Origin of the sequence: Nonomuraea sp. NPDC050404 (assembly GCF_040655495.1) — a bacterium.
Taxonomy (GTDB): Bacteria; Actinomycetota; Actinomycetes; order Streptosporangiales; family Streptosporangiaceae; genus Nonomuraea.
In genome coordinates this window covers 235,702-255,178 of the sequence record NZ_JBFAKB010000012.1, presented here as the reverse complement: position 1 = coordinate 255,178, position 19,477 = coordinate 235,702, and the positions used below count along the sequence as shown (strand labels likewise).

The following is a 19,477-nucleotide window of genomic DNA, read 5'->3' as shown; positions in this document are numbered from 1 at the left end:
TACCGGACGCGCGAGCACAGGAGGCCGTTGTCATGTCCAGTTCCGTCATTGTGGCCGGAGCTCGTACTCCTGTCGGAAAGCTGCTCGGCTCATTGGCCGGCCTGCCGGCCGTCGAGCTGGGCGGCATCGCGATCAAGGCCGCGCTGGAGCGGTCCGGGGTCGCGCCGGAAGCCGTCGAGTACGTCATCATGGGCCAGGTTCTCCAGGCCGGAGCGGGCCAGATCCCCTCCAGGCAGGCCGCCGTCAAGGCCGGCATCCCCATGACGGTCCCCTCGATCACGATCAACAAGGTGTGCCTGTCGGGCCTGGACGCCATCGCCCTGGCCGACCAGCTCATCAGGGCGGGTGAGTTCGACATCGTGGTGGCCGGCGGCATGGAGTCCATGACCAACGCCCCCCACCTGCTGCCCGGCCTGCGCAAGGGCGTCAAGTACGGCGACACGAAGGTCGTCGACTCGATGGCGTACGACGGCCTGTTCTGCGCCTTCGACCAGCGCGCGATGGGAGAGTCGACCGAGCACCACAACACCCGCCTGGGCATCGGCCGCGAGGAGCAGGACGCCTTCTCCGCCCGCTCCCACCAGCTCGCCGCCGCCGCGATCAAGAACGGCGTCTTCGAGGACGAGATCGTCCCGGTGGAGATCCCCCAGCGCCGTGGCGAGCCCGTGGTCGTCAAGGAGGACGAGGGCGTACGCGGCGACACGACCGCGGAAACCCTTGCCAAGCTCCGCCCCGCCTTCGCCGCCGACGGCACCATCACGGCCGGCTCGGCCTCCCAGATCTCCGACGGCGCCTGCGCCGTGGTGGTCATGTCCAAGGCCAAGGCCGAAGAGCTCGGCCTGCCCTGGCTGGCCGAGATCGGCAGGCACGGCAACGTCGCCGGCCCCGACGCCTCCCTGCAGTCCCAGCCCGCCAACGCCATCAAACACGCGCTGTCCAAGCAGGGCCGCACCGCCGCCGACCTGGACCTGGTCGAGATCAACGAGGCTTTCGCGAGCGTGGTGGTCCAGTCGGCCAAGGAACTCGGCCTCCCCCTGGACAAGGTGAACGTCAACGGCGGCGGCATCGCCCTCGGCCACCCGATCGGGGCTTCCGGGGCTCGGATCGTGCTGACGCTGGCGTACGAGCTCCGCCGGCGCGGCGGCGGCCTGGGCGCGGCGGGCCTGTGCGGCGGCGGCGGCCAGGGCGACGCCCTCCTCATCACCGTCCCACCCACCAGCTAACCCCAACACCCACCCATGGCCTGATCGCCGGGCGTCATGTGGGACCGCGTCGCCGCGATGACGGACCGAGGCCGGCGCGGCTCAATTGCTTGAGGCAGTCGTGGTGTGTCGCCGGGTGCCAGTTACCGAGCTTCTTTTGCCGCAGGGTGAGGAGAATTGTTGTCGCCTTCTGCGCTCACCTGGCCGCAAAAGCCGCAAATCCCACGCAGATCATTTCTCGTTGATCGTCTGGTCCCGACCGGCCTGATAGACGCGTCCCTGCCCCGACGCCTCGGCCCGCATATTGACGTTGGTCGCCCCGTCGCCCGTGGAGACGGTGCCCGAGTTGTCGCCCCCGATGGCGACCGACCTTGACCCCGATGCCGACACATCAGGCCGATTCTCTTCGGCTTCTTTAGCCGGTTCGGGCGCGTTTTCCGCCCGCTTGGCGGATCGACCGCCCACGAGCCCATAAGCGGTGGTCCCGAGCCCGGCCAGGGCCACGAACAGGCCGATCACGCCGGCCAGTTTGTCGGCGTTGTCCAGCCCCACCCGTACGAAGTAGATGATCAGTGCTGCCACGGCCACCACGGCGACCACGGCCCCGCCCCACACCAGCACACGCTTGCGCATGCCAGTATCATCGCCTTTTCCGCGAGAATCACACAACGCGTAACAGAGTTATGTCCAGCGGGATCGAGAAGTCCGTTTCGCTATTCTTTCGGAATCATGTCGGCATATGCGCATGGGGAGGATCGTAACAACGGGGGCGGGATGCCTGATATCTCTATTGGGTTGGTGGTGTCGAGCGGTTGTGGTTGGCGGGGACTTCAAAGATTAGTTCGCGGCCATCCCGTTCGTCCCACTGTTCGCCGACCTCGATGAAGCCGAAACCGGCGATCGTGGCCAGGGACGCCACATTGTCGGGACTGATCGACGCCCGTACGGTCCTGACCGCTGGTTCGGTCGCGGCGCGGTGCAGCAACTCGATCAGGATGGCTCGGCCGTAGCCCTGGCGGCGGAAGCCGGGAGCGACCGAGTAGCCGATCTCCACCATGCCCGCCTCATCGGGTGGCCCGTGGAACCCGGCATGACCGATGACGGCGCCTTCGGGGCCGGTAACCGCCTGCCGCACCATCCACCGCGCGTTGCCGGGGTCGGCGGTCATCTGGTCGAGTCGAAACCGCCACAGCCATAGTGCGCTGTCGGTCAGGAAGTACTCGGTCAGGGTGGCGCCGGCCAGCTTGCCGGCTGCGGGCAGGTCCCCGTCGAGCAGGGCGGACATCGCGGTGCCCGACAACTCGACGAAGCGCACTCGCTGCTTCGGACCGGCGGGGGATGAGGTCGGGCGATCGGCTTCTTCTGTCATCTTGCGGATGGTCGCAGAGCAACTGACGGACGTCCAACGAAATTCGTCTGACGGGCGTTCGACGCAAATCGGGGTGAGCGGATCAACGGGACCGCCATGGGGAACCGGCCCTGACCGGTCCCGCATGGCGGGAGTGTTTCGGGGGCGAGCCGGTGCGGGCAAAGAGCTGCCAGCGAGCTTCCATGTAAAAGATTCTAGACATGGTGTCCGCCTTGTTTTACATTCGAGGTATGGCGCCCGAAGAGAGAAGCGCATGGGTCATGGTCGTGGTCTCGGCCGTCTCGTACGTGACGTACGTGGCGATCATCCTCGCGAGCGCGCGGACGGTCCCGCTCACCGAGGTGCCGTACGCGACCACGTTGTTGTGGACCGTCGGGGGAGCGATCGTGGCGGGCATCGTGCTGGCCATCGCGATCACGATCGCCTGGCCCGATCAGATCGGCAAGAAGGACCAGCGTGACCGGGAGATCCACCGCTACGGCGAGTACACCGGGCAGTGGTGCCTGGTCGCGGGCGGGGTGGCGGGGCTGGCGATGGCGATGGCCGAGGTGGACCACTTCTACATCGCCAACGTGCTTTACCTGGCGTTCGTCCTGTCGTCCATTCTGGGTTCCGTGTTGAAGATCATCGCTTACCGCCGGGGTCTGCCGACATGGTGAAGCCCACGAAGGTCACGAACACGATCCGCGCGCTGCGTTTCGCGCACGACGAGATGACGCAGGCGGAGCTGGCCGATCGTGTCGGCGTGACCAGGCAGACCGTCATCGCGATCGAGCAGGGCCGCTACTCGCCCTCACTGGAAATGGCCTTCCAGATCGCCAGGGTGTTCGGCGTCCCGCTCGACGACGTGTTCCAGTATCCGGATCTTTAGGGAGAATTCTCATGAAAGCGATCGTGCAGGAGGCGTACGGCAGCGCCGACGTCCTGAAATATGCGGAAGTCGGGCGGCCCGAACCGGGCGACGACGAGGTGCTCTTACGCGTGCACGCGGCGGGCCTCGACATGGGGGTCTGGCACCTGATGGCCGGGATCCCGTACCTGGTGCGGCCCGCGATCGGGCTGCGTGCACCCAGGTCCGGGCGGCTGGGCCACGACGTCGCCGGGGTCGTGGAGGCAGTCGGCGCGAAGGTGACCGCCTTCAAGCCAGGGGATCAGGTGTTCGGTACGTGCGCCGGCGCCTTCGCCGAGTACGCGTGCGCGAGGCAGAACCGGATCCTGCCGCTGCCGGCGAACCTCACCTACGACCAGGCCGCGGCCGTACCGACCTCGGGGGTCACGGCCGTGCAGGCGCTGCGTGGCATGGGGAAGGTGAAGCGAGGGGAGAACGTGCTGGTCATCGGGGCCGGCGGGGGTGTGGGGTCGTTCGCGGTGCAACTCGCCAGGACTTTGGGGGCGCAGGTCACCGGCGTGTGCGGCCCTTCCAAGGCGGAGTTCGTCCGTTCGCTCGGCGCGAGCCACGTCATCGACTACACGCGCGAGGACTTCACGGAGGGCCCGCGTCGCTATGACGTCATTCTCGACCTGGCGGGCCTGCGGCCGCTGTCGCGCCTGCGGCGCTCGCTCACCCGGTCTGGGCGCGTGGTGCTCGCCGGGGGTGAGGGGGGCGGGCGCTGGCTGGCCGGGCTGGAGCGTCAGCTTGGCGCCGCCCTGCTCGGAATCGTGTTGCGCCGGCGCAGGCCCCGCGTGTTGTTCGCCACGAGAGGCATGGAAGACCTCCGGTTCCTGTCGGGGCTTCTGGAATCCGGTGAGATCGTTCCGGCCATCGGCGGCACGTACGGGCTGAGCGACGTCCCGGAGGCGATGCGCGTGCTGGCGGCGGGCCACAACCTCGGCAAGACCGTGATCACAGTCGCTTAGGCGTACACCTGGGCCGGTCCCGGGTCGACCAGAGCTGATCGGACAGCGCGAGGTCGTGGGGGTGATCGGACGGCGCGAGGTCCCGGAAGGATCGGACGGCGCGAGGTCTCAGAAGGGTCGGGCAGCGCGAGGCCCCGGTCCGACCAGGAATGTATGGACCGGGGCGCCGCACGTCGCGCCCGCCGGCCTGACCAGGAATGCAGGCCGTGGGCGCCTTAGCCCCCTAAGGGGGCAGTTCAGCCCGGCCGCGAGGGAGGTTGCGGCCGGGCTGCTTGTGGGCGGTCATGAGGCGAGGAACCTGGCGAAGACCGAGCGGTGACGGCGCTCGGCCCGGCCCTTGCTGGCCTCGCGTACGCGACGCTGCTCGGCGGCGGCCTGGCGCAGCTCGGCGGCGTGGTGCTGCATGACGCTGTATTCGAGTTCGGCGTTCATCTGAGTGCCCCTCTGGTTCGTTTCCCTGCACTCTCAAGACTCGGCCTAAGGCCCCCTCCGGCACATCGGGCGGATGCCTTATCTCTGGGCATAGGCGCAGCTAGGGAGATACTTAGGGAGCCGCACAGAGGGCCTTAGGGACGGGTGAGGGGGCCTAGGGCTCGTCGGCGAACTTCACCGTGACCTTGGTGAAGCCGAGGGAACGCAGCATGCCGGTCAGCATCGTCTTGGTGTTGGCGTCGGCCCTGGCCCGCAGGTCGCTCGCCACGGCCGCCTCGCTGATCTTCTTCTCCGCCAGGAGATAGAGCTCGCGCTGGTCCGTGGGGGAGCCCGACAGGAAGTCCTGCACCCGGTCGAACAGGCCGCGTTCCTGGGCGAAGACGTAGGAGCGCTTGTTGTCCACGTTGGGTTTCTCCAACTGGGCGCGCGGGAGGCGGATGGTGGCCTCGGTGCGGTCCTGCGAGACCTGTACGCCGCCGCCGGCCATCGCCGAGAAGTCCACGTAGGCGTCCACCCCGCCCGCCCCGACGAACAGCGTCCGGGTGCCCTTGATCGCGTCGGGCAGGAAGTTGGCATCCTTCTCCAGGTCCACGACCACCTGGAAGTTGCCTGTCGCGGCCTCGAACCTGCTCATGTCCTTGATGGACTGCAGGAGCGCCGGCTGGCTGCGGTCGATGCTCTGCTCGCCTAACGGGTTGAGCCAGGACCAGGCCAGCCGCCCGCCCACCAGGATCAGGGCCGCCAGGACCAGGAGCGCCGCCGCGTATCGCCACCAGCGGCGCCGTCCGGGAGTCACCTCGGGCGGCGCCGTATGGGAAGTCGTCATGCGAGCATGACTACCCGCTGGGCGATCATCAGTGCCAGCCCTTTGGTGACATCTCCGGTCCCCAGCCGGTCCGCCGCGTGCCGGACCCGGTCTCGAACGCCTGCTGACCCCCGTACGGGAGGGAGTCGAGCACCGGCCTGCCGACCGTCGCCCCGGCGGATCCCCAGCCGGGGGGCGGCGCGGCCGGGGTCCAGCCGGCGGCGGGCGTGTCGGCGGTGGTGCCGTTCCGCGGCGCGCCGGTCGCGGAGCCAGAGCTGGAGCTTGAGCTGGGGTTGGGGTTGGAGCCCGAGCTGGGGCTGGAGCCTGAGCGGGGACTGGAGCCGCCGCCAGAGCCAGTGGTAGCGCCAGGGGCGGAACCGGCGCTCGGGGTGCCCGAGCCGGGCGCGTCCGGGGCCGAGTTGGCCGTCGCGGTGCCGCTGGGCCCCGGGTACACCGGGTAAACCTGGCTCGTCTCTGGGCTGGGCTGCGCGGGCGGATGCGCCTGGCCCGGCGTGATGCCGAAGTGCGTGCTCGACAGCCGGCAGCCCTGGAAGTCGCCGTAGAACATGCGCAGCCACTCCCTGCGCTGCGGCTCACTCCACGAGGCGAACCACGACGTCACATACTGGTGCTCGGGCAGCGGCGTCCCCGGCAGCGGCTCGCCGCGCAGCCAGGCCACCACGATCTGCCGGTAACCCTCGGCGACCGTGCCCTGGCACCTGGGGGCCAGGGATTCGACGTAACTGTGCGCCGCCTCGTCGGCGAAGCCGGCCGACAGGTCGGGCAGGTGCACCGCGGCCAGCCCGTTCGAGGGCTTCAGCGGGTCGTCCAGCGGCCGCTGCTCCACCCGCGTGAAGGCGGCGGGCGTGCCCGCCAGCCGGGAGGCGATCTGCGTGAACGCCGCCCCCAGCTCGGTCAGCCCCGCCCGCATTCCCGGATGCACGCACACCGTGATCGGCCACTCCTGGCAACTGTAGGCGATGTCCACGGCGGCGGCGGGCTTCGGCTGCGTCAGCACCCGCGACACGCCCATCCCCGCGGCCAGCACGGCGAGCAACGCGCACGCCAGCACCAGCGCCTGCCTGGTCACCAGCGCCGCCCAGCCGAGCAGCAGCGCCGCCGTGATGCCGAGCAGCCAGATGGTCTGGTCGAAGAACGGAGCCCCGTTCAACCCCTGGAACAGGTCGTACGGTTCCCCCGTGCCCGGCGCCAGCTTGTCGGCCCAGCCGCGGTCGTCGGCCAGCCACGAGAACAGCCCGTAGCAGGCCAGGCCGGTGAGCGGCGGGGTGAAGGCCCGCGGCAACACCCAGCCGGCCACCCACCCGATCACCGAGTACAGCGCCAGCCCGGCCATGCCCATCGCCAGCCCGGGCAGGCTCAGCCGGCCCGCCTGGTCGGTGAGCACCGTCTTGACCGCGAGCACCAGCACCGTGGCCCCGAACGAGCCCATCACCACCAGCACGATCGCCAGCGGCGCCTTGAGCGCACGCCAGGTCGTGAGGGGACGGCCGCGCAACGCCCGGCGTTTGCGCAGTGCCACCCAGGCGGCGAAGACGGCCGCCACCGGCCCGGTCAGCCGGAGCGAGCCGATCACCGCGGCCACGATGTTCTCCCACGCGTCCACGCCTGGGACCAGGATGTTCCACGCCGCGACCAGGCCGACAGCCAGTAGTACGGCGACCGTGACGGCCGCGCTGTGCTTCAGCTCCTCTCGTGAAACACCCGCGTGCTCACGCACCCTTATCCCCGATGACGTCCATCAAGCACCCCCCGTGCCCCCTTGGCTGAACGGAAGACGATCAGTCCCGGCGGTCCCCACCGCCCGGCGGACTTGGCATCCGCGTCACCATGTGTAGGAGAACCATAACTGAGCGTGATGATTGATGTCCGGATTCTTGGTCAAGCGAAGAAGCCTGTCGCTCCGGGCAGGCAGACGAACCGGGACGAGAGGCGCGCTACCGTAGCGCTGTGCCGCACCAGAAGCCGCTCAACCTGCCGTTCGACCCGATCGACCGCGCCGCGGAGAGCTGGCGCGCTCACTTCGGGCAGTCCGCCGCCATGGCCGCCGTTACCTCGATCATGAGAGCGCATCAGATCCTGTTGTCGCAACTTGACTCGCTGTTGAGGCCATACGACTTGACCTTCGCCAGGTACGAGGCATTGGTTCTGCTGACCTTCAGCAGGACGGGCGCGCTGCCGCTGTCCAAGATCGGAGAGCGGCTCATGGTTCATCCCACGAGCGTCACGAACACGGTGGACAGGCTGGAGAAGTCCGGATTCGTACGCCGGTTGCCCAATCCCCGCGACGGCCGCGGCGTGCTGGCCGAGATCACCGAGCCGGGCAGGGACGTCGTACGGCGCGCCACCGACGACCTGATGGCCGCCGAGTTCGGCCTGACGATGTACGCCGAGGACGAACTCCACGACCTGTTCGACCAGTTGCGCACCCTACGTGTGGCGGCGGGTGACTTCCCGGCTTCGTCTATGCGGCAAGATGAAGGGCATGGCGGACTTCTCTAGGCCCGGGTCACTCTACGGAGCGGTGGACTTGGGCGCGCGCAAGCAGGCACTGGAGGCGCAGACCCGGCGGGAGGCGGCAGGTCCCCAGGCGGCCTCGTCGGCCTCCGTCGTCGATGTGACCGAGGAGACGTTCACTACCGACGTCATCGAGCGGTCCATGAGCGTGCCGGTCGTCCTCGATCTCTGGTCGCCGAGGGCGCCGGGCAGCGCCCAGCTCAGCCCGGTGCTGGAGAAGGTGGTCGGCGAGCTGGGCGGCAGGGCCGTGCTGGCCAAGGTCAACGTGGACGGCAGCCCGCAGATCGCGCAGGCGCTGCGTGTGCAGGCCGTGCCGACCGTGCTGGCGATCTTCCAGGGTCAGGCCGTCACCGGCTTCCAGCAGGTGCTGCCCGAGCAGGAGGTGCGTCGCTGGCTCGATGAGCTGATGGGTGCGGTGGAGCAGTTCTACCAGGCCAACCCCGACGCCCGGCCCCCGGCCGAGGAGGGCGGCGAGCAGCAGGAGGCCCCCGCGGGGCCGCCCGCCGACCCCGACCTGCTGGCGGCCGAGCAGGCCATCGACAGCGGCGACATGGACGCGGCGAGCGCGGCCTACGAGCGCCTGCTGGCCCGCGTGCCGGGCCACGAGGACGCCAGGATGGGGCTCGCGGGCGTCAGCCTGATCAAGCGCACGGCCGACGCCGACCCCGCCGACGTGCAGCGGCGCATGCAGGACCCGGCCGACCTCGACGCCCAGCTCCTCGCCGCCGACCTGGAGATGTTGTCCGGCTCGGTGGACGAGGCGTTCGCCCGCGTCATCGGCGTGGTCAAGCGCACCTCCGGCGACGAACGCGAGAAGGCCAGGAAGCATCTGCTCGGACTTTTCGAGACCTTGCCGTCGGACGACCCATCTTTGGCCAAAGCTCGTAGGGCGTTGGCCAGCGCCCTGTTCTAACCTGGGGCTATGAGGGTCGTCACAATATCGGCGACATACGGCACGGCCGGGAGCCAGATCGGCCCGGCCGTGGCCGAGAGGCTCGGTGTGCCCTTTGTCGACCGGGCCATCCCCAGCGCCGTGGCCGAGGAGCTGGGCTGCACGCTGGAAGAGGCGCTGGCCCACGATGACCGGGCAGAACACGGGATCGGGCGGTTGTTCTCCGGGGCGATGCGGCTGCCGACGGTCACGTTCGGCGGCGTGGACATGTATGTCCCGGGGGTGATGCCGCACGCGCCTGAGGAGTTCGTGCGGCGTACCGAGCGCATGCTCACCGAGACGGCCCGCGCCCAGGGCGGCGTGTTCCTGGGGCGGGCGGGGGCCGTGGTCCTGGCCGACCAGCCGGGCGCGCTGCACGTCAGGCTCGACGCCCCGGTCGAGCGCAGGGTCCGGCAGACGGCCACGCTGGGGGAGCTGAGCGAACGCGAGGCCCGCCGGATCATCGAGGACAACGACCGGGCCAGGACGGCCTACGTGCGCCACTTCTACCGGGCCGATCCAGCGGATCCCTGCCAGTATCATCTGGTCCTCGACAGCACCACCATCCCGCCGGCCACCTGCGTCGAACTGATCGTCATGGCCGCTGAGGCACTGGATTGACCAATCGCCCCCTAACATGGGAGGGATTCTTGGTCAGTCCCGAAGGAGCGATTGACGTGGCGACCGTCCCGAGTGTGTCGTACTCCATAACCGTGCGGCTTGAAGTGCCGGCCGGCGGCAAGGCCGTCAGCCAGCTGACCCACGCCGTAGAGTCGGCCGGGGGCGTCGTTACCGCCCTCGACGTCACCAACGCGGGGCATGAGAAGCTCCGCATCGACGTGACGTGCGCGGCCAGGGACACCGACCACGCGCAGGCCATCGTCGACCAGCTCGAAGCGGTCGGGGGCGTGGTCATCCACAAGGTGTCCGACCGCACGTTCCTCATGCATCTCGGCGGCAAGATCGAGATGAAGTCCAAGGTGCCGCTGCGCAACCGCGACGAGCTGTCCATGGCGTACACGCCGGGCGTGGCCCGCGTGTCGATGGCCATCGCCCGCAACAAGGAGGACGCGCGGCGCCTGACCATCAAGCGCAACAGCGTGGCCGTGGTCACCGACGGCTCGGCGGTGCTGGGGCTGGGCAACATCGGCCCGGAGGCGGCGCTGCCGGTCATGGAGGGCAAGGCGGCGCTGTTCAAACGGTTCGCCGGCATCGACGCCTGGCCGATCTGCCTGGACACCCAGGACGTCGACGAGATCGTGCGCACCGTGCAGGTGATCGCGCCGGGGTTCGGCGGCATCAACCTGGAGGACATCGGGGCGCCGCGCTGCTTCGAGGTGGAGCGGCGGCTGCGTGAGCTGCTCGACATCCCGGTCTTCCACGACGACCAGCACGGCACCGCGATCTGCGTGCTGGCGGCGCTCACCAACGCGCTGCGGGTGGTGAACAAGAACATCGAGACCGTCAAGATCACCATGGCGGGCGCGGGCGCGGCGGGCAACGCCGTGCTGCGGCTGCTGCTGGCGGCGGGCGCGCGCAACGTGGTTGTCTGCGACTACCTGGGGGCCGTGCACAAGGGGCGCGACGACCTCGACGAGTCGCTGCGCTGGATCGCCGACCACACCAACGCCGAGGGCTACTCCGGCGACCTGCGCGGGGCGGTCAAGGGCGCCGACGTCTTCGTGGGGGTGTCCGCGCCGGGCATCCTGACCGGCGACGACATCGCGGCGATGGCCACGGACGCGGTGGTGTTCGCGCTGGCCAACCCGGAGCCCGAGGTCTCGCCGGACGAGGCCGCCCAGCACGCCGCGGTGGTGGCGACGGGCCGCTCCGACTTCCCCAACCAGATCAACAACGTGCTGGCCTTCCCGGGGGTGTTCCGCGGGCTCCTCGACGCGCAGGCGGGCGGGGTGACGCAGGAGATGCTGCTGGCGGCGGCGGGCGCGCTGGCCGCGGTGGTGACGCCGGAGGAGCTGGGCCCCAACTACATCATCCCGAGCGTCTTCCACCCAGACGTGGCAACCGCCGTCGCCGCAGCGGTCCGCGAATCCGCGGGCGGGCGCGCGAGGGGCTTCACAGAAGCATAAATTTCATCTTTTACGGCCAAGCCAACGGCACCCCACCCACCGACCAGGGCTGAGCGCCTCCAGGGAGACGCTTCTAGACCCGCACACGGCAAGCCGCCGCAACGGCGCACAGTGGGCCGGTTGCGTGGTCACATCTCAGCGGCAGGTCTCCTCTCGAAAGGGAGGGGCCTGCCGTTCTGTTTTTGCGCGCCAGGGCTGCCCTGCGGTCGGGTGGGAGGCGAGGGTTCCGGGCTACCACCCCGATGCCCTCGCCTCCCCTCAAGCTGACGGCTCAACATGCTCGGCAAAGAGGCTGGAGGCATCAGCGCTTCCATCGAACCCCACTGCCGGCGCGAACCCGGATGAGGGTTGATATGAGGTTGGTAGTTTCCCCCATGAGTTAAGAATCCTCCACTGGGTGGTGGTTTGTTTGTTACACGTGGAGGAGTATTTCTTGTCCGCCAATTCTGTCCGATGGTGGATTTGCAGCTCCCGGCTTCCTGTCGCAAATCACCAAATCCTGGCGTGAATCTCTGCTTGGCTCTAAGGTCGTCCTTGTTCGGACCGCTGTTGGTTCGTGAGATGAAAACAGGCTCGGCAAAGAGCGCAGGGAGAGTAATGAGAGACCAATTCACGTTCACCATTGGCGCACTCGTGGCCTTAGCCATCATGTGTGTCATCGGGTATGCCGCCGTGCGGCTCGCGAAGGCGGCGCCGGCCGCTCTGGTGCGGGCTCTTCTGGCGCTGGCCGTTGTCCTCGGCGCCATTCCGGCGATCCTGTATGCGCTCTACGGCTCCTAGGTCATGCCATGGATCGCCTCCCTCTCCAGCGTGCGGGCCAGATCAACTTCTGGCGGCACCTGTCACAGCTAGAGCGTGACGCGCTCGCGCGCATAGGAACCGAGCGCCCTGTCGAAGCCGGCGAAGTGGTGCCGGTTCGCGAGGAACGCGGAATCACGATCGTTACGACGGGATCCTGGATCCGGCTTCAAGCGGGAAGGGCACGCGCCAGTCGTAGCGTTATCGATCTGGCCGCACCCGGCGACCTCGTCAGCGCCCTGCACCCGACTGATCCCGCGGGCCCTCCGTGGTTGGGTGAGATGGCCGAAATCTATGGAATTGTGCTTACGCGGGGCACAATTCTCGACGTCGCGCAGGACATGATTCCCATCGTTTTCGGTGATTTACCCCACATTCAGGCTCTCATCAGGACGATACAGGCTGACCAGTTGCATTTCGCCCGGCAACTGCAGGCGGTGAGGCGGCTCAAAATAGACGTACGTCTTTCGCGTCTGCTGCTCGGTCTGCTCTACAGGTTCGGCGAACGGCCCATGGCCAAGCGCAATGTTCTCGCGGCGCCGTTGTCGCAGGCGGATCTGGCGGCATGGACAGGGTCCAGCGAGACCTCCGTCGGCCGGATCCTCAAGAAGTGGCGCTGTGACGGTCTGGTAAGAAGCGGCTACTCGTGGATCTCCGTCGAGGACCGCAAGGGCCTGCGTGACATCGCGAACTCCTCGGCCGTGCCCTATGCCAGGTTTCCCGCACCGGGGAGACGGAGAATGACGGCAGGCCCCAGCACTTCCGTCCAGGTGGCGGCGGGCTTGGACCTCACCACCGACCTGCCACCCGGACTGCACGCCCGGGACAGGACCGACCGGTATCGCGGGTGAACGACGCTGGGCGGTCTACGGCGCGGTGATCGCGGGCATCAGGCGATAGCTCTCCTGGAAGACCAGGTTGTGGGCGTCGCCTGCCGCGATCACCCGGAGCGTGTCCAGTTGACCGGCCGCGTCCGACTCGTCGAAGACGTTCAGCGGCCAGTCGCCGACGGTGTTGCCGCGCAGGTGCGGGTGGTGGAAGTCGCAGCCGAAGTGGGCGACCACCGCGATCGGCTGATTGCCGCTCTCGCGCTGCCGCGGCCACGTCAGCGACCACATCGCGTTCAGCCCGCCCTCGCTCGACCGGGTGACCCCGCTGGCCACCACCTCACCGGTGCCGAGCAGCAGGTCGGCGTTGGCCTCGTCCAGGGCACGGCGAGCCACGGGGTCGAGCAGTTCGACGGCCCTGGTGAAGACGGCCTCCTTGTCCTCCCGGGTGACCGCATCGCCGTGGCCGCCGTCACGCAGGTCCTTGAAGTGCCTGATCAGGGCTTCGTTCATGGGAGTACGCATGCCCACCCCCTGCCCACGCCGGGGGCTGTGCCACCTCGGCGGGATCACCTGGCACGGTCGATGTCCGCGGAGCGGTAGAGCCGTTCGGGGATGCTCGCCAGCCTGGACGGGTGGACCTGCGAGCCGAGCCCGTAGAACTTCTGGAAGCTCATGATCAACGGCCGCCAGGCGTCGGGATCGATGTGGTCGTCCGTACCGGTGAGCCGGACCTCCTGGTGCGTCCACACCCGCACGACCCGCGCCTCGAAGGTGAGCGTGCCACCGTCGCCGATCGCATGCACCTGCTCCACCACGCACTCCATCGCGACCGGGCACTCGGCCACCCGCGGTGGCGACACCGCCTCTGACGGCACGGCGGTCAGTCCCGCGTGGCCGAACTTGTCGCTCACGTGCCGGTAACCGCGCTCGTACTTGCGCTCGGGCACCGGATCGCTGCCCGTGGTGAGCGCCAGCCGGTCCACCTGCGGCGCGAGCGCGTCGGATGGCAGGTTGAGCACGCACTCGCGGGTACGGCGCAGGTTCACGGCCGTCTTCGACCTGGCCCCCAGCCCCAGCATGCAGCGCCAGCCCAGCCAGAACGCGGACGACATGGGGGCCAGGTTGGGCGTGCCGTCCTCGTTCGAGGAGGAGATCAGGACGACCGGCGTGCCGAAGTAGAGGATGTTCGGCTCGATGCGGACGTGTTCGTTGGCCAGGGTGTTGTCCATGGGCAACCACTCTCGTCCCTGGGCCCGCCGCGCGCTGGCGGACTTCGGACCTCCCGTTCGACGGGCGTCAGTCCAGCAGCCCCTCGATCCTGGCGCGGATCTCCTGAGTGTCCAGGCCGCGCACGGTCAGGGTGGTGCGGCGGCGTACGACGTCGTCCACCGTGGCCGCCCACTCGTGGTCGCGGGCGTAGACCGCCTGCGCCCAGATGTCGGGACCGTCGGGGTGGATGCGCTCCCCGAGCGCGGGATCCTCGCGGATGAGCCTGGCCAGCTCGAACGCGATCGAGCCGTAGTGCGTGGCCAGGTGCCTGGCCACCAGCGGATCCATCCGCGCGCCCCGCTCGCGGTCGGTCCACAACCGCATGGCCACCGCGTCGGGGCTGGCCAGGCCGGGCAGCGGGACGGTGGGCAGGATGGCGGCCAGATCGTCACCCAGAGGACGTCCCGGCAGGTGGGCGAGGATGTCCAGGACGTACTTGCCGATGTGCCGGTAGGTCGTCCACTTGCCGCCGGCCACCGACAACATGCCGCCGGAGCCCCGGGTCAGCACCGTCTCCCGCTTGGCCGCCGTCACCTGGCCGGGGCCGCCGGGCAGGACGCGCAGTCCCGCGAAGGCGTAGGTGATGTCCTCCCGCCGGAGCTGGGTGTCGCGTACGGAATGCCCCGCCTCGTCCAGGATCTGGGCAATGTCGGTGTCGGTGGCGCGCACCGCCCCCGGATCGCCCTCGTACGCCTCGTCGGTCGTCCCCAGCAGCAGGTGGTCCTCCCACGGGATGGCGAACGACACGCGGTACTTGTCGATCGGCGTGGTCAGCGCCGCCTTCCACGGCTCGTGCCGGCGCATGACCAGGTGGGCGCCCTTGGACAGCCGGATGCTGGGGGCGGCGTCCGGGTCCTCCATACGCCGCAGGTGGTCCACCCACGGGCCGGTGGCGTTCAGCACGAGGCGGGCGGACACGCCGAACTCCGTGCCGTCCATCCGGTCGCGCAGTTCGGCGCCCGTCACGCTGCCGCCCGTCTTGCGCAGGCCGACGACCTCGGCGTGGTTGAGCACGGTCGCGCCGGCGTCCACGGCGGCCCGTACGGTCATGACCGCGACGCGGCTGTCGTTCATCTGGTGGTCGCCGTAGACGGCCGCGGCCCGCAGCCCCTCGGTGCGCAGGGCGGGCACCTTGGCCAGCGCCTGGTGCGGCGTGATCACCTTGCCCATGCCGTCGCCGAACACCGACAGCGCCGAGTACAGGAACACGCCCGCGCCCAGCTTGGCGGCCCCGTGCGGCCCGCCCTTGTAGATCGGCACCAGGAACGTCAGCGGCTTGACCAGGTGCGGCGCGACGTCGGCGGCCAGCGCGCGGCGCTCGCGGTGGTTCTCGGCGACCAGCTTGACGTTGCCGGTCTGCAGGTAGCGCAGCCCGCCGTGGACGAGTTTGGAGGAGGCGCTGGAGGTCGCGCCGGCGAAGTCGCCCGCCTCGACCATCGCCACCCGCAGCCCCGTCTGGGCGGCCATCCAGGTCACCGACGTGCCCAGGATGCCGCCGCCGATCACGAGCAGGTCGTAGGTGGTGGTGGCGAGTTCCTGCCTGACCTCCGCCCGTCCGGTGCCGGTCGCGGTCGTCATCGCCGTTCCCCCTCTTGTACGCCCCCGGTAGCGGTCCTCATCGCGGTCCCCCCTCTTGCTCGACCCAGCCCAGGGTGCGGGCCACGGCCTTCTTCCAGTTGCGGTACTCGCGCTCGCGTACGGACTCCTCGATCGCGGGCTGCCACTCGGCGGCCTTGTGCCAGTTGGCGCGCAGGCTGTCGAGGTCGGGCCAGTAGCCGGTGGCCAGGCCCGCGGCGTACGCGGCGCCGAGCGCGGTGGTCTCGGACACCATCGGCCTGATCACCGGGACGGCCAGCACGTCGGCGAGCGTCTGCATGAGCAGGTTGTCGGCGGTCATGCCGCCGTCGGCCCGCAGCGTGCTCAGGTCGAGGCCCGAGTCGGCGTTCATCGCGTCAACCACCTCGCGGGTCTGCCACGCCGTGGCCTCCAGCACGGCCCGCGCGATGTGCCCCTTGTTGACGAACCCGGTCAGCCCCGCGATCACGCCGCGTGCGTCCGAACGCCAGTGCGGCGCGAACAACCCCGAGAAGGCCGGTACGAAGTAGCAGCCGCCGTTGTCGTCCACCGTCTTGGCCAGCGTCTCGATCTCGGCCGCGCTGGAGATCAGGCCCAGGTTGTCGCGCAGCCACTGCACCAGCGAGCCGGTGACCGCGATGGCGCCCTCCAGCGCGTACGTGGCGGGCCCGTCGCCGATCCGGTAACCGACGGTGGTCAGCAGGCCGTGCTTGGAGAAGACCGGCTCCTGACCGGTGTTCATCAGCAGGAAACTGCCCGAGCCGTAGGTGCTCTTGGTCTCGCCCGGCGCGAAGCAGGTCTGCCCGAACAGCGCCGCCTGCTGGTCCCCGAGCGCCGAGGCCACCGGCACGCCGGCGGCGGTGTGGCCGTAGACCTCGGCCGACGGGCGGATCTCCGGCAACATCGCCCGGGGCACGCCGAGCACGCCCAGCAGCTCGTCGTCCCAGGCCAGGGTGTGGATGTTCATCAACATCGTACGGCTGGCGTTGGTCACGTCGGTGATGTGGCGGCCGGTGAGGTTCCACAACAACCAGCTGTCCACCGTGCCGAACAGCACCTCGCCGCGCTCGGCCCGCTCACGCAGCCCGTGCTCGTCGAGCAGCCAGCGGATCTTGGGACCGGAGAAGTACGTGGCCAGCGGCAGCCCGGCCCGCTCCTTGAACAGCCCCTCGTGCTCGGCCAGCGTGTGGGTGAGCGCGTCGGTGCGGGTGTCCTGCCAGACGATGGCGGGACAGACCGGCTCGCCGGTGGCCCGGTCCCACAGGACGGTGGTCTCGCGCTGGTTGGTGATGCCCAGCGCGGCGATCTGCCCGTCCTCGATGCCGGCGCCGCTCACCGCGTCGGCCAGCACGACCTGGACGTTGCGCCAGATCTCGGCCGCGTCGTGCTCGACCCAACCGGGTTTGGGGAAGATCTGGCGGTGCTCGCGCTGGGCGACGGAGATGATGTTGCCGGCCTGGTCGAACACGATGCACCGGCTGGACGTGGTGCCCTGGTCTATGGCTGCGACGTATTGCGGTCGAGGCACTGGGTTCCTCGCTAGGGCTCAGGGTTCGGCAATGCCGAACGAATCGTATTTGGTAGCCGGAGGCTGTTCAAGTGTCATCTGGCGAGGTCGCGGGTTATGGCGCGGGCGGCGTCGCGTACGTAGGAGACGAAGTCCATGTTCATGGCGCCCTCGGGGGCGAGCCGCTCGACCGCGCCGCGGATGCCGATGGCGCCGACGACGATGCCGCGGCGGTCCTTGATGGGGGCGGCGATGGCCACCTCGCCCTCGGTCAGCTCTTCCGTCTCGGCCGCCCATCCGCGGGTCCTGACCTGGTCGAGCTCGGTCTCCAGCGCCGCGGGGTCGGTGATTGTGCGCTTGGTGTGGGGGTGCAGCGGCGGGGCCGGCGGCTCGCCGTACGGGTCGTGGGCGAGCAGGACCTTGCCCAGCGCGCTGGCGTGCGTCGGCAGGTAGGTGCCGACCTGGAGGGTCTGCATGCTGTCGTCGGGCCGGAAGACGTGGTGGATCACCAGGACGTGGCCCTCGTGCAGGGTGCCGATCCAGGTGCTCTCCCTGCTGCGCCCGGCCAGCGCGTCTGCCCAGTTGATGGAGCGGGTGCGCAGTTCGTTGACGTCGAGGTAGCTGCTGCCGAGGTGGAGCAGCGTGGCCCCCAGGCGGTACTTCCCCGTGCCCTGGTCCTGCTCGACGAATCCGACATGGACCAGCGTGCGCAGGATGCCGTGCAGCGTTCCCTTCGGCAGGCCCAGCGCCCTGGCCAACTCGGCCACCCCGAGTTGCCGGGAACCGGAGGCGAGCAGTCGTAGGATCGCGGCGGCGCGCTCCACCGATTGAATCGTCTCTCCCACATCGGGAACCCTAGCGCAGTTCGGCAATGCCGAACAGTCGGGGGCGCCGGGTTCGCCCGTTAATGGGACAGACGTGCCGGTAGGCTGCCATTGGACCCGCTCCGAAGGAGACTCGATGGACCAACTTTCCCGCTCGGCGGGAACCGTGCGGCCCGGAGGCCGCACTGCCCGGGTGCGCGCGGCCGTGCTTGAGGCCGCTCAGGACGAACTGGTCGAACGCGGCTTCCATGGCCTGACCATGGACCAGGTCGCGGCCAAGGCCGGTGTCGGCAAGACCACCGTCTACCGGCGGTGGGGCAGCACCCCAGGACTGGTGGCCGACCTCATGAACGAGCTGGCCAACCAGTCACAGCCGCACGCGGACACGGGCGGCATAGAAGGCGACCTGCGGGCCAACGCGCTCGCCGTGCTCGCCGCGATCACGGATGGGCGGCTCGGGGCCACGTTCCAGGCCGTGATCGCCGCCGCCACCTGCGACGAGCAGGCCGCCGAGGCGTTGCGCGCCTTCTACCTGCGCCGCATCGAGGAGTGGGCCAAGGCCGTGCACCTGGCCGTCGAACGGGGCGAGTTGCCGCCGGGGACCGACGGCGGCGAGGTGATCAGGGCGGTGTCGGCGCCGCTCTACTACCGGCTCGTGGTCACCAGGGAGCCGGTGACGCCGCAGGACGCCGAACGGTCGGTGGCACGCACGCTGGCCGCCGCACGGGCCGGGGCGTTCGTCGTACCCGATCCGTGAGGTTGCTCAAGCGAGGGTGATCGCGACCAGGCCGCGCCGGGAGCTCACGGGGTCGATCGCGATCAAGCCGCGCCGGGGAAGGACGGGCTCATGGGGTCGATCGCGATCGAGCCGCGCCGGGGAAGGACGGGCTCATGGGGTCGATCTCGGCCAGATGGAGCCGTACCACCACAGGATCCCGCCCATCACCACCAGGCCGCCCGCCGTGGCCAGTTTGCCCATCAGGTCGGCGGGCGGGCCCGTGTAGGGGAGATGGCCGTGGCGGTGTCCCCAGGGGCAGTCGTTCTCGACGCGGCTGGAGTCGATCAGCGTCTCCGGGGTGTGGTCGCCGACTGAGTACGCCTCGATCTCGGCGCCACTGCCCTTGCCCACCGGGATGTGCCGCTCGATGCTCTTGCGGGCCGGGATGGAGCCGCTGGCCACGCTGACGCCGTCGGCCTTCAGATCGAAGCGGGCGAGCTGGCGGGTCTGGTTGTGCAACCTGACGGCCACCTTGCCCGAACGGCAGCCCACGTCGTCCACGCTCATCGTGAACGGATCGCCGTGGTCGCCGCCAGGCCACGGCCAGGCGCCGGCGGCGGCGGGGAGCAGCAGGGTGACGCCCAGCGGCAGGGCGGCCAGGACGAGGCGGGTATAAATGCGCATGGGCTCTCCCGGAAGCGATCATTCGCTACCTAAAGTTCCCATCCGTGTACTAAA

The 19,477-nt window shown here is 69.3% G+C and carries 22 protein-coding genes; 11 read left to right on the top strand and 11 right to left on the bottom strand.

Going from position 1 to position 19,477, the window contains the following annotated elements; translation table 11 throughout:
- The first annotated feature begins 32 nt into the window (after window positions 1-32).
- Complete coding sequence (locus AB0I81_RS32270; RefSeq protein WP_360664065.1) at window positions 33-1,223, top strand: acetyl-CoA C-acetyltransferase; 1,191 nt, start codon at window positions 33-35, stop codon at window positions 1,221-1,223.
- A 210-nt stretch (window positions 1,224-1,433) separates the two neighbouring features.
- Here AB0I81_RS32270 and AB0I81_RS32265 read toward each other — a convergent pair whose 3' ends face one another.
- Together AB0I81_RS32265 and AB0I81_RS32260 are read right to left on the bottom strand one after the other, a co-directional pair.
- The gene (locus tag AB0I81_RS32265) at window positions 1,434-1,835 is read right to left on the bottom strand and encodes a hypothetical protein (RefSeq protein ID WP_360664062.1); all 402 of its coding nucleotides are present in this window, start codon (window positions 1,833-1,835) and stop codon (window positions 1,434-1,436) included.
- A 154-nt stretch (window positions 1,836-1,989) separates the two neighbouring features.
- Window positions 1,990-2,571: a GNAT family protein gene (locus AB0I81_RS32260; protein ID WP_360664059.1), complete on the bottom strand. Its 582-nt coding sequence runs from the start codon at window positions 2,569-2,571 to the stop codon at window positions 1,990-1,992.
- 230 nt (window positions 2,572-2,801) lie between these two features.
- On the opposite strand from AB0I81_RS32260, the gene AB0I81_RS32255 reads away from it, so the two are divergent.
- From AB0I81_RS32255 to AB0I81_RS32245, 3 genes are read left to right on the top strand one after another with little or no spacing between them, the layout of a single operon-like run.
- Window positions 2,802-3,230 (top strand): hypothetical protein, encoded by a 429-nt coding sequence (locus tag AB0I81_RS32255; protein ID WP_360664056.1) that lies wholly within the window; start codon window positions 2,802-2,804, stop codon window positions 3,228-3,230.
- Window positions 3,224-3,442 (top strand): helix-turn-helix transcriptional regulator, encoded by a 219-nt coding sequence (locus AB0I81_RS32250; RefSeq protein WP_360664053.1) that lies wholly within the window; start codon window positions 3,224-3,226, stop codon window positions 3,440-3,442. The genes AB0I81_RS32255 and AB0I81_RS32250 overlap by 7 nt, the downstream gene beginning before the upstream one ends.
- A gap of 11 nt (window positions 3,443-3,453) precedes the next feature.
- Window positions 3,454-4,428 (top strand): NAD(P)-dependent alcohol dehydrogenase, encoded by a 975-nt coding sequence (locus AB0I81_RS32245; RefSeq protein ID WP_360664051.1) that lies wholly within the window; start codon window positions 3,454-3,456, stop codon window positions 4,426-4,428.
- 282 nt (window positions 4,429-4,710) lie between these two features.
- Here the strand turns inward: AB0I81_RS32245 and AB0I81_RS32240 are convergent, their stop codons facing one another.
- The 3 genes from AB0I81_RS32240 to AB0I81_RS32230 all read right to left on the bottom strand — a co-directional run bounded on the left by AB0I81_RS32240 (window position 4,711) and on the right by AB0I81_RS32230 (window position 7,403).
- Window positions 4,711-4,860, bottom strand: a complete 150-nt coding sequence (locus tag AB0I81_RS32240; RefSeq protein ID WP_360664048.1) for a hypothetical protein — start codon at window positions 4,858-4,860, stop codon at window positions 4,711-4,713.
- Window positions 4,861-5,014: 154 nt separating this feature from the next.
- Window positions 5,015-5,686: a DUF4230 domain-containing protein gene (locus AB0I81_RS32235; protein WP_360664045.1), complete on the bottom strand. Its 672-nt coding sequence runs from the start codon at window positions 5,684-5,686 to the stop codon at window positions 5,015-5,017.
- A gap of 28 nt (window positions 5,687-5,714) precedes the next feature.
- Window positions 5,715-7,403 carry a hypothetical protein gene (locus tag AB0I81_RS32230; RefSeq protein WP_360664042.1) on the bottom strand — a complete coding sequence of 563 codons (1,689 nt, stop codon included), beginning with the start codon at window positions 7,401-7,403 and terminating at the stop codon, window positions 5,715-5,717.
- A gap of 230 nt (window positions 7,404-7,633) precedes the next feature.
- On the opposite strand from AB0I81_RS32230, the gene AB0I81_RS32225 reads away from it, so the two are divergent.
- From AB0I81_RS32225 to AB0I81_RS32200, 6 genes are all read left to right on the top strand, one after another.
- Complete coding sequence (locus AB0I81_RS32225; protein WP_360664039.1) at window positions 7,634-8,185, top strand: MarR family transcriptional regulator; 552 nt, start codon at window positions 7,634-7,636, stop codon at window positions 8,183-8,185.
- A gap of 22 nt (window positions 8,186-8,207) precedes the next feature.
- Complete coding sequence (locus AB0I81_RS32220; protein ID WP_360664036.1) at window positions 8,208-9,113, top strand: tetratricopeptide repeat protein; 906 nt, start codon at window positions 8,208-8,210, stop codon at window positions 9,111-9,113.
- 9 nt (window positions 9,114-9,122) lie between these two features.
- Window positions 9,123-9,752 (top strand): cytidylate kinase-like family protein, encoded by a 630-nt coding sequence (locus tag AB0I81_RS32215; protein WP_360664033.1) that lies wholly within the window; start codon window positions 9,123-9,125, stop codon window positions 9,750-9,752.
- Window positions 9,753-9,808: 56 nt separating this feature from the next.
- Window positions 9,809-11,218: an NAD-dependent malic enzyme gene (locus AB0I81_RS32210; protein ID WP_360664031.1), complete on the top strand. Its 1,410-nt coding sequence runs from the start codon at window positions 9,809-9,811 to the stop codon at window positions 11,216-11,218.
- Window positions 11,219-11,815: 597 nt separating this feature from the next.
- Window positions 11,816-11,998, top strand: coding sequence for a hypothetical protein (locus tag AB0I81_RS32205; RefSeq protein WP_360664028.1), 183 nt, complete (start codon window positions 11,816-11,818; stop codon window positions 11,996-11,998).
- An 8-nt stretch (window positions 11,999-12,006) separates the two neighbouring features.
- Complete coding sequence (locus AB0I81_RS32200; RefSeq protein WP_360664025.1) at window positions 12,007-12,867, top strand: helix-turn-helix domain-containing protein; 861 nt, start codon at window positions 12,007-12,009, stop codon at window positions 12,865-12,867.
- 15 nt (window positions 12,868-12,882) lie between these two features.
- Here the strand turns inward: AB0I81_RS32200 and AB0I81_RS32195 are convergent, their stop codons facing one another.
- The 5 genes from AB0I81_RS32195 to AB0I81_RS32175 all read right to left on the bottom strand — a co-directional run bounded on the left by AB0I81_RS32195 (window position 12,883) and on the right by AB0I81_RS32175 (window position 18,042).
- Window positions 12,883-13,368, bottom strand: a complete 486-nt coding sequence (locus tag AB0I81_RS32195; RefSeq protein ID WP_360664022.1) for a hypothetical protein — start codon at window positions 13,366-13,368, stop codon at window positions 12,883-12,885.
- Between the two features lie 44 nt (window positions 13,369-13,412).
- Entirely contained in the window at window positions 13,413-14,075 is a 663-nt protein-coding gene (locus AB0I81_RS32190; RefSeq protein WP_360664019.1) for a flavin reductase family protein, read from the bottom strand.
- A gap of 67 nt (window positions 14,076-14,142) precedes the next feature.
- Complete coding sequence (locus AB0I81_RS32185; RefSeq protein WP_360664016.1) at window positions 14,143-15,693, bottom strand: glycerol-3-phosphate dehydrogenase/oxidase; 1,551 nt, start codon at window positions 15,691-15,693, stop codon at window positions 14,143-14,145.
- A 37-nt stretch (window positions 15,694-15,730) separates the two neighbouring features.
- Window positions 15,731-17,218, bottom strand: a complete 1,488-nt coding sequence (gene glpK / locus AB0I81_RS32180; RefSeq protein WP_360664013.1) for a glycerol kinase GlpK — start codon at window positions 17,216-17,218, stop codon at window positions 15,731-15,733.
- Window positions 17,219-17,292: 74 nt separating this feature from the next.
- The gene (locus AB0I81_RS32175) at window positions 17,293-18,042 is read right to left on the bottom strand and encodes an IclR family transcriptional regulator (protein WP_360664011.1); all 750 of its coding nucleotides are present in this window, start codon (window positions 18,040-18,042) and stop codon (window positions 17,293-17,295) included.
- 115 nt (window positions 18,043-18,157) lie between these two features.
- Between AB0I81_RS32175 and AB0I81_RS32170 the strand changes: the two genes are divergently transcribed.
- Entirely contained in the window at window positions 18,158-18,778 is a 621-nt protein-coding gene (locus AB0I81_RS32170; protein WP_360664008.1) for a TetR/AcrR family transcriptional regulator, read from the top strand.
- A gap of 132 nt (window positions 18,779-18,910) precedes the next feature.
- On the opposite strand, the gene AB0I81_RS32165 is transcribed toward AB0I81_RS32170, so the two are convergent.
- Window positions 18,911-19,423, bottom strand: a complete 513-nt coding sequence (locus AB0I81_RS32165; protein ID WP_360664005.1) for a hypothetical protein — start codon at window positions 19,421-19,423, stop codon at window positions 18,911-18,913.
- Between the last annotated feature and the right edge of the window lie 54 nt (window positions 19,424-19,477).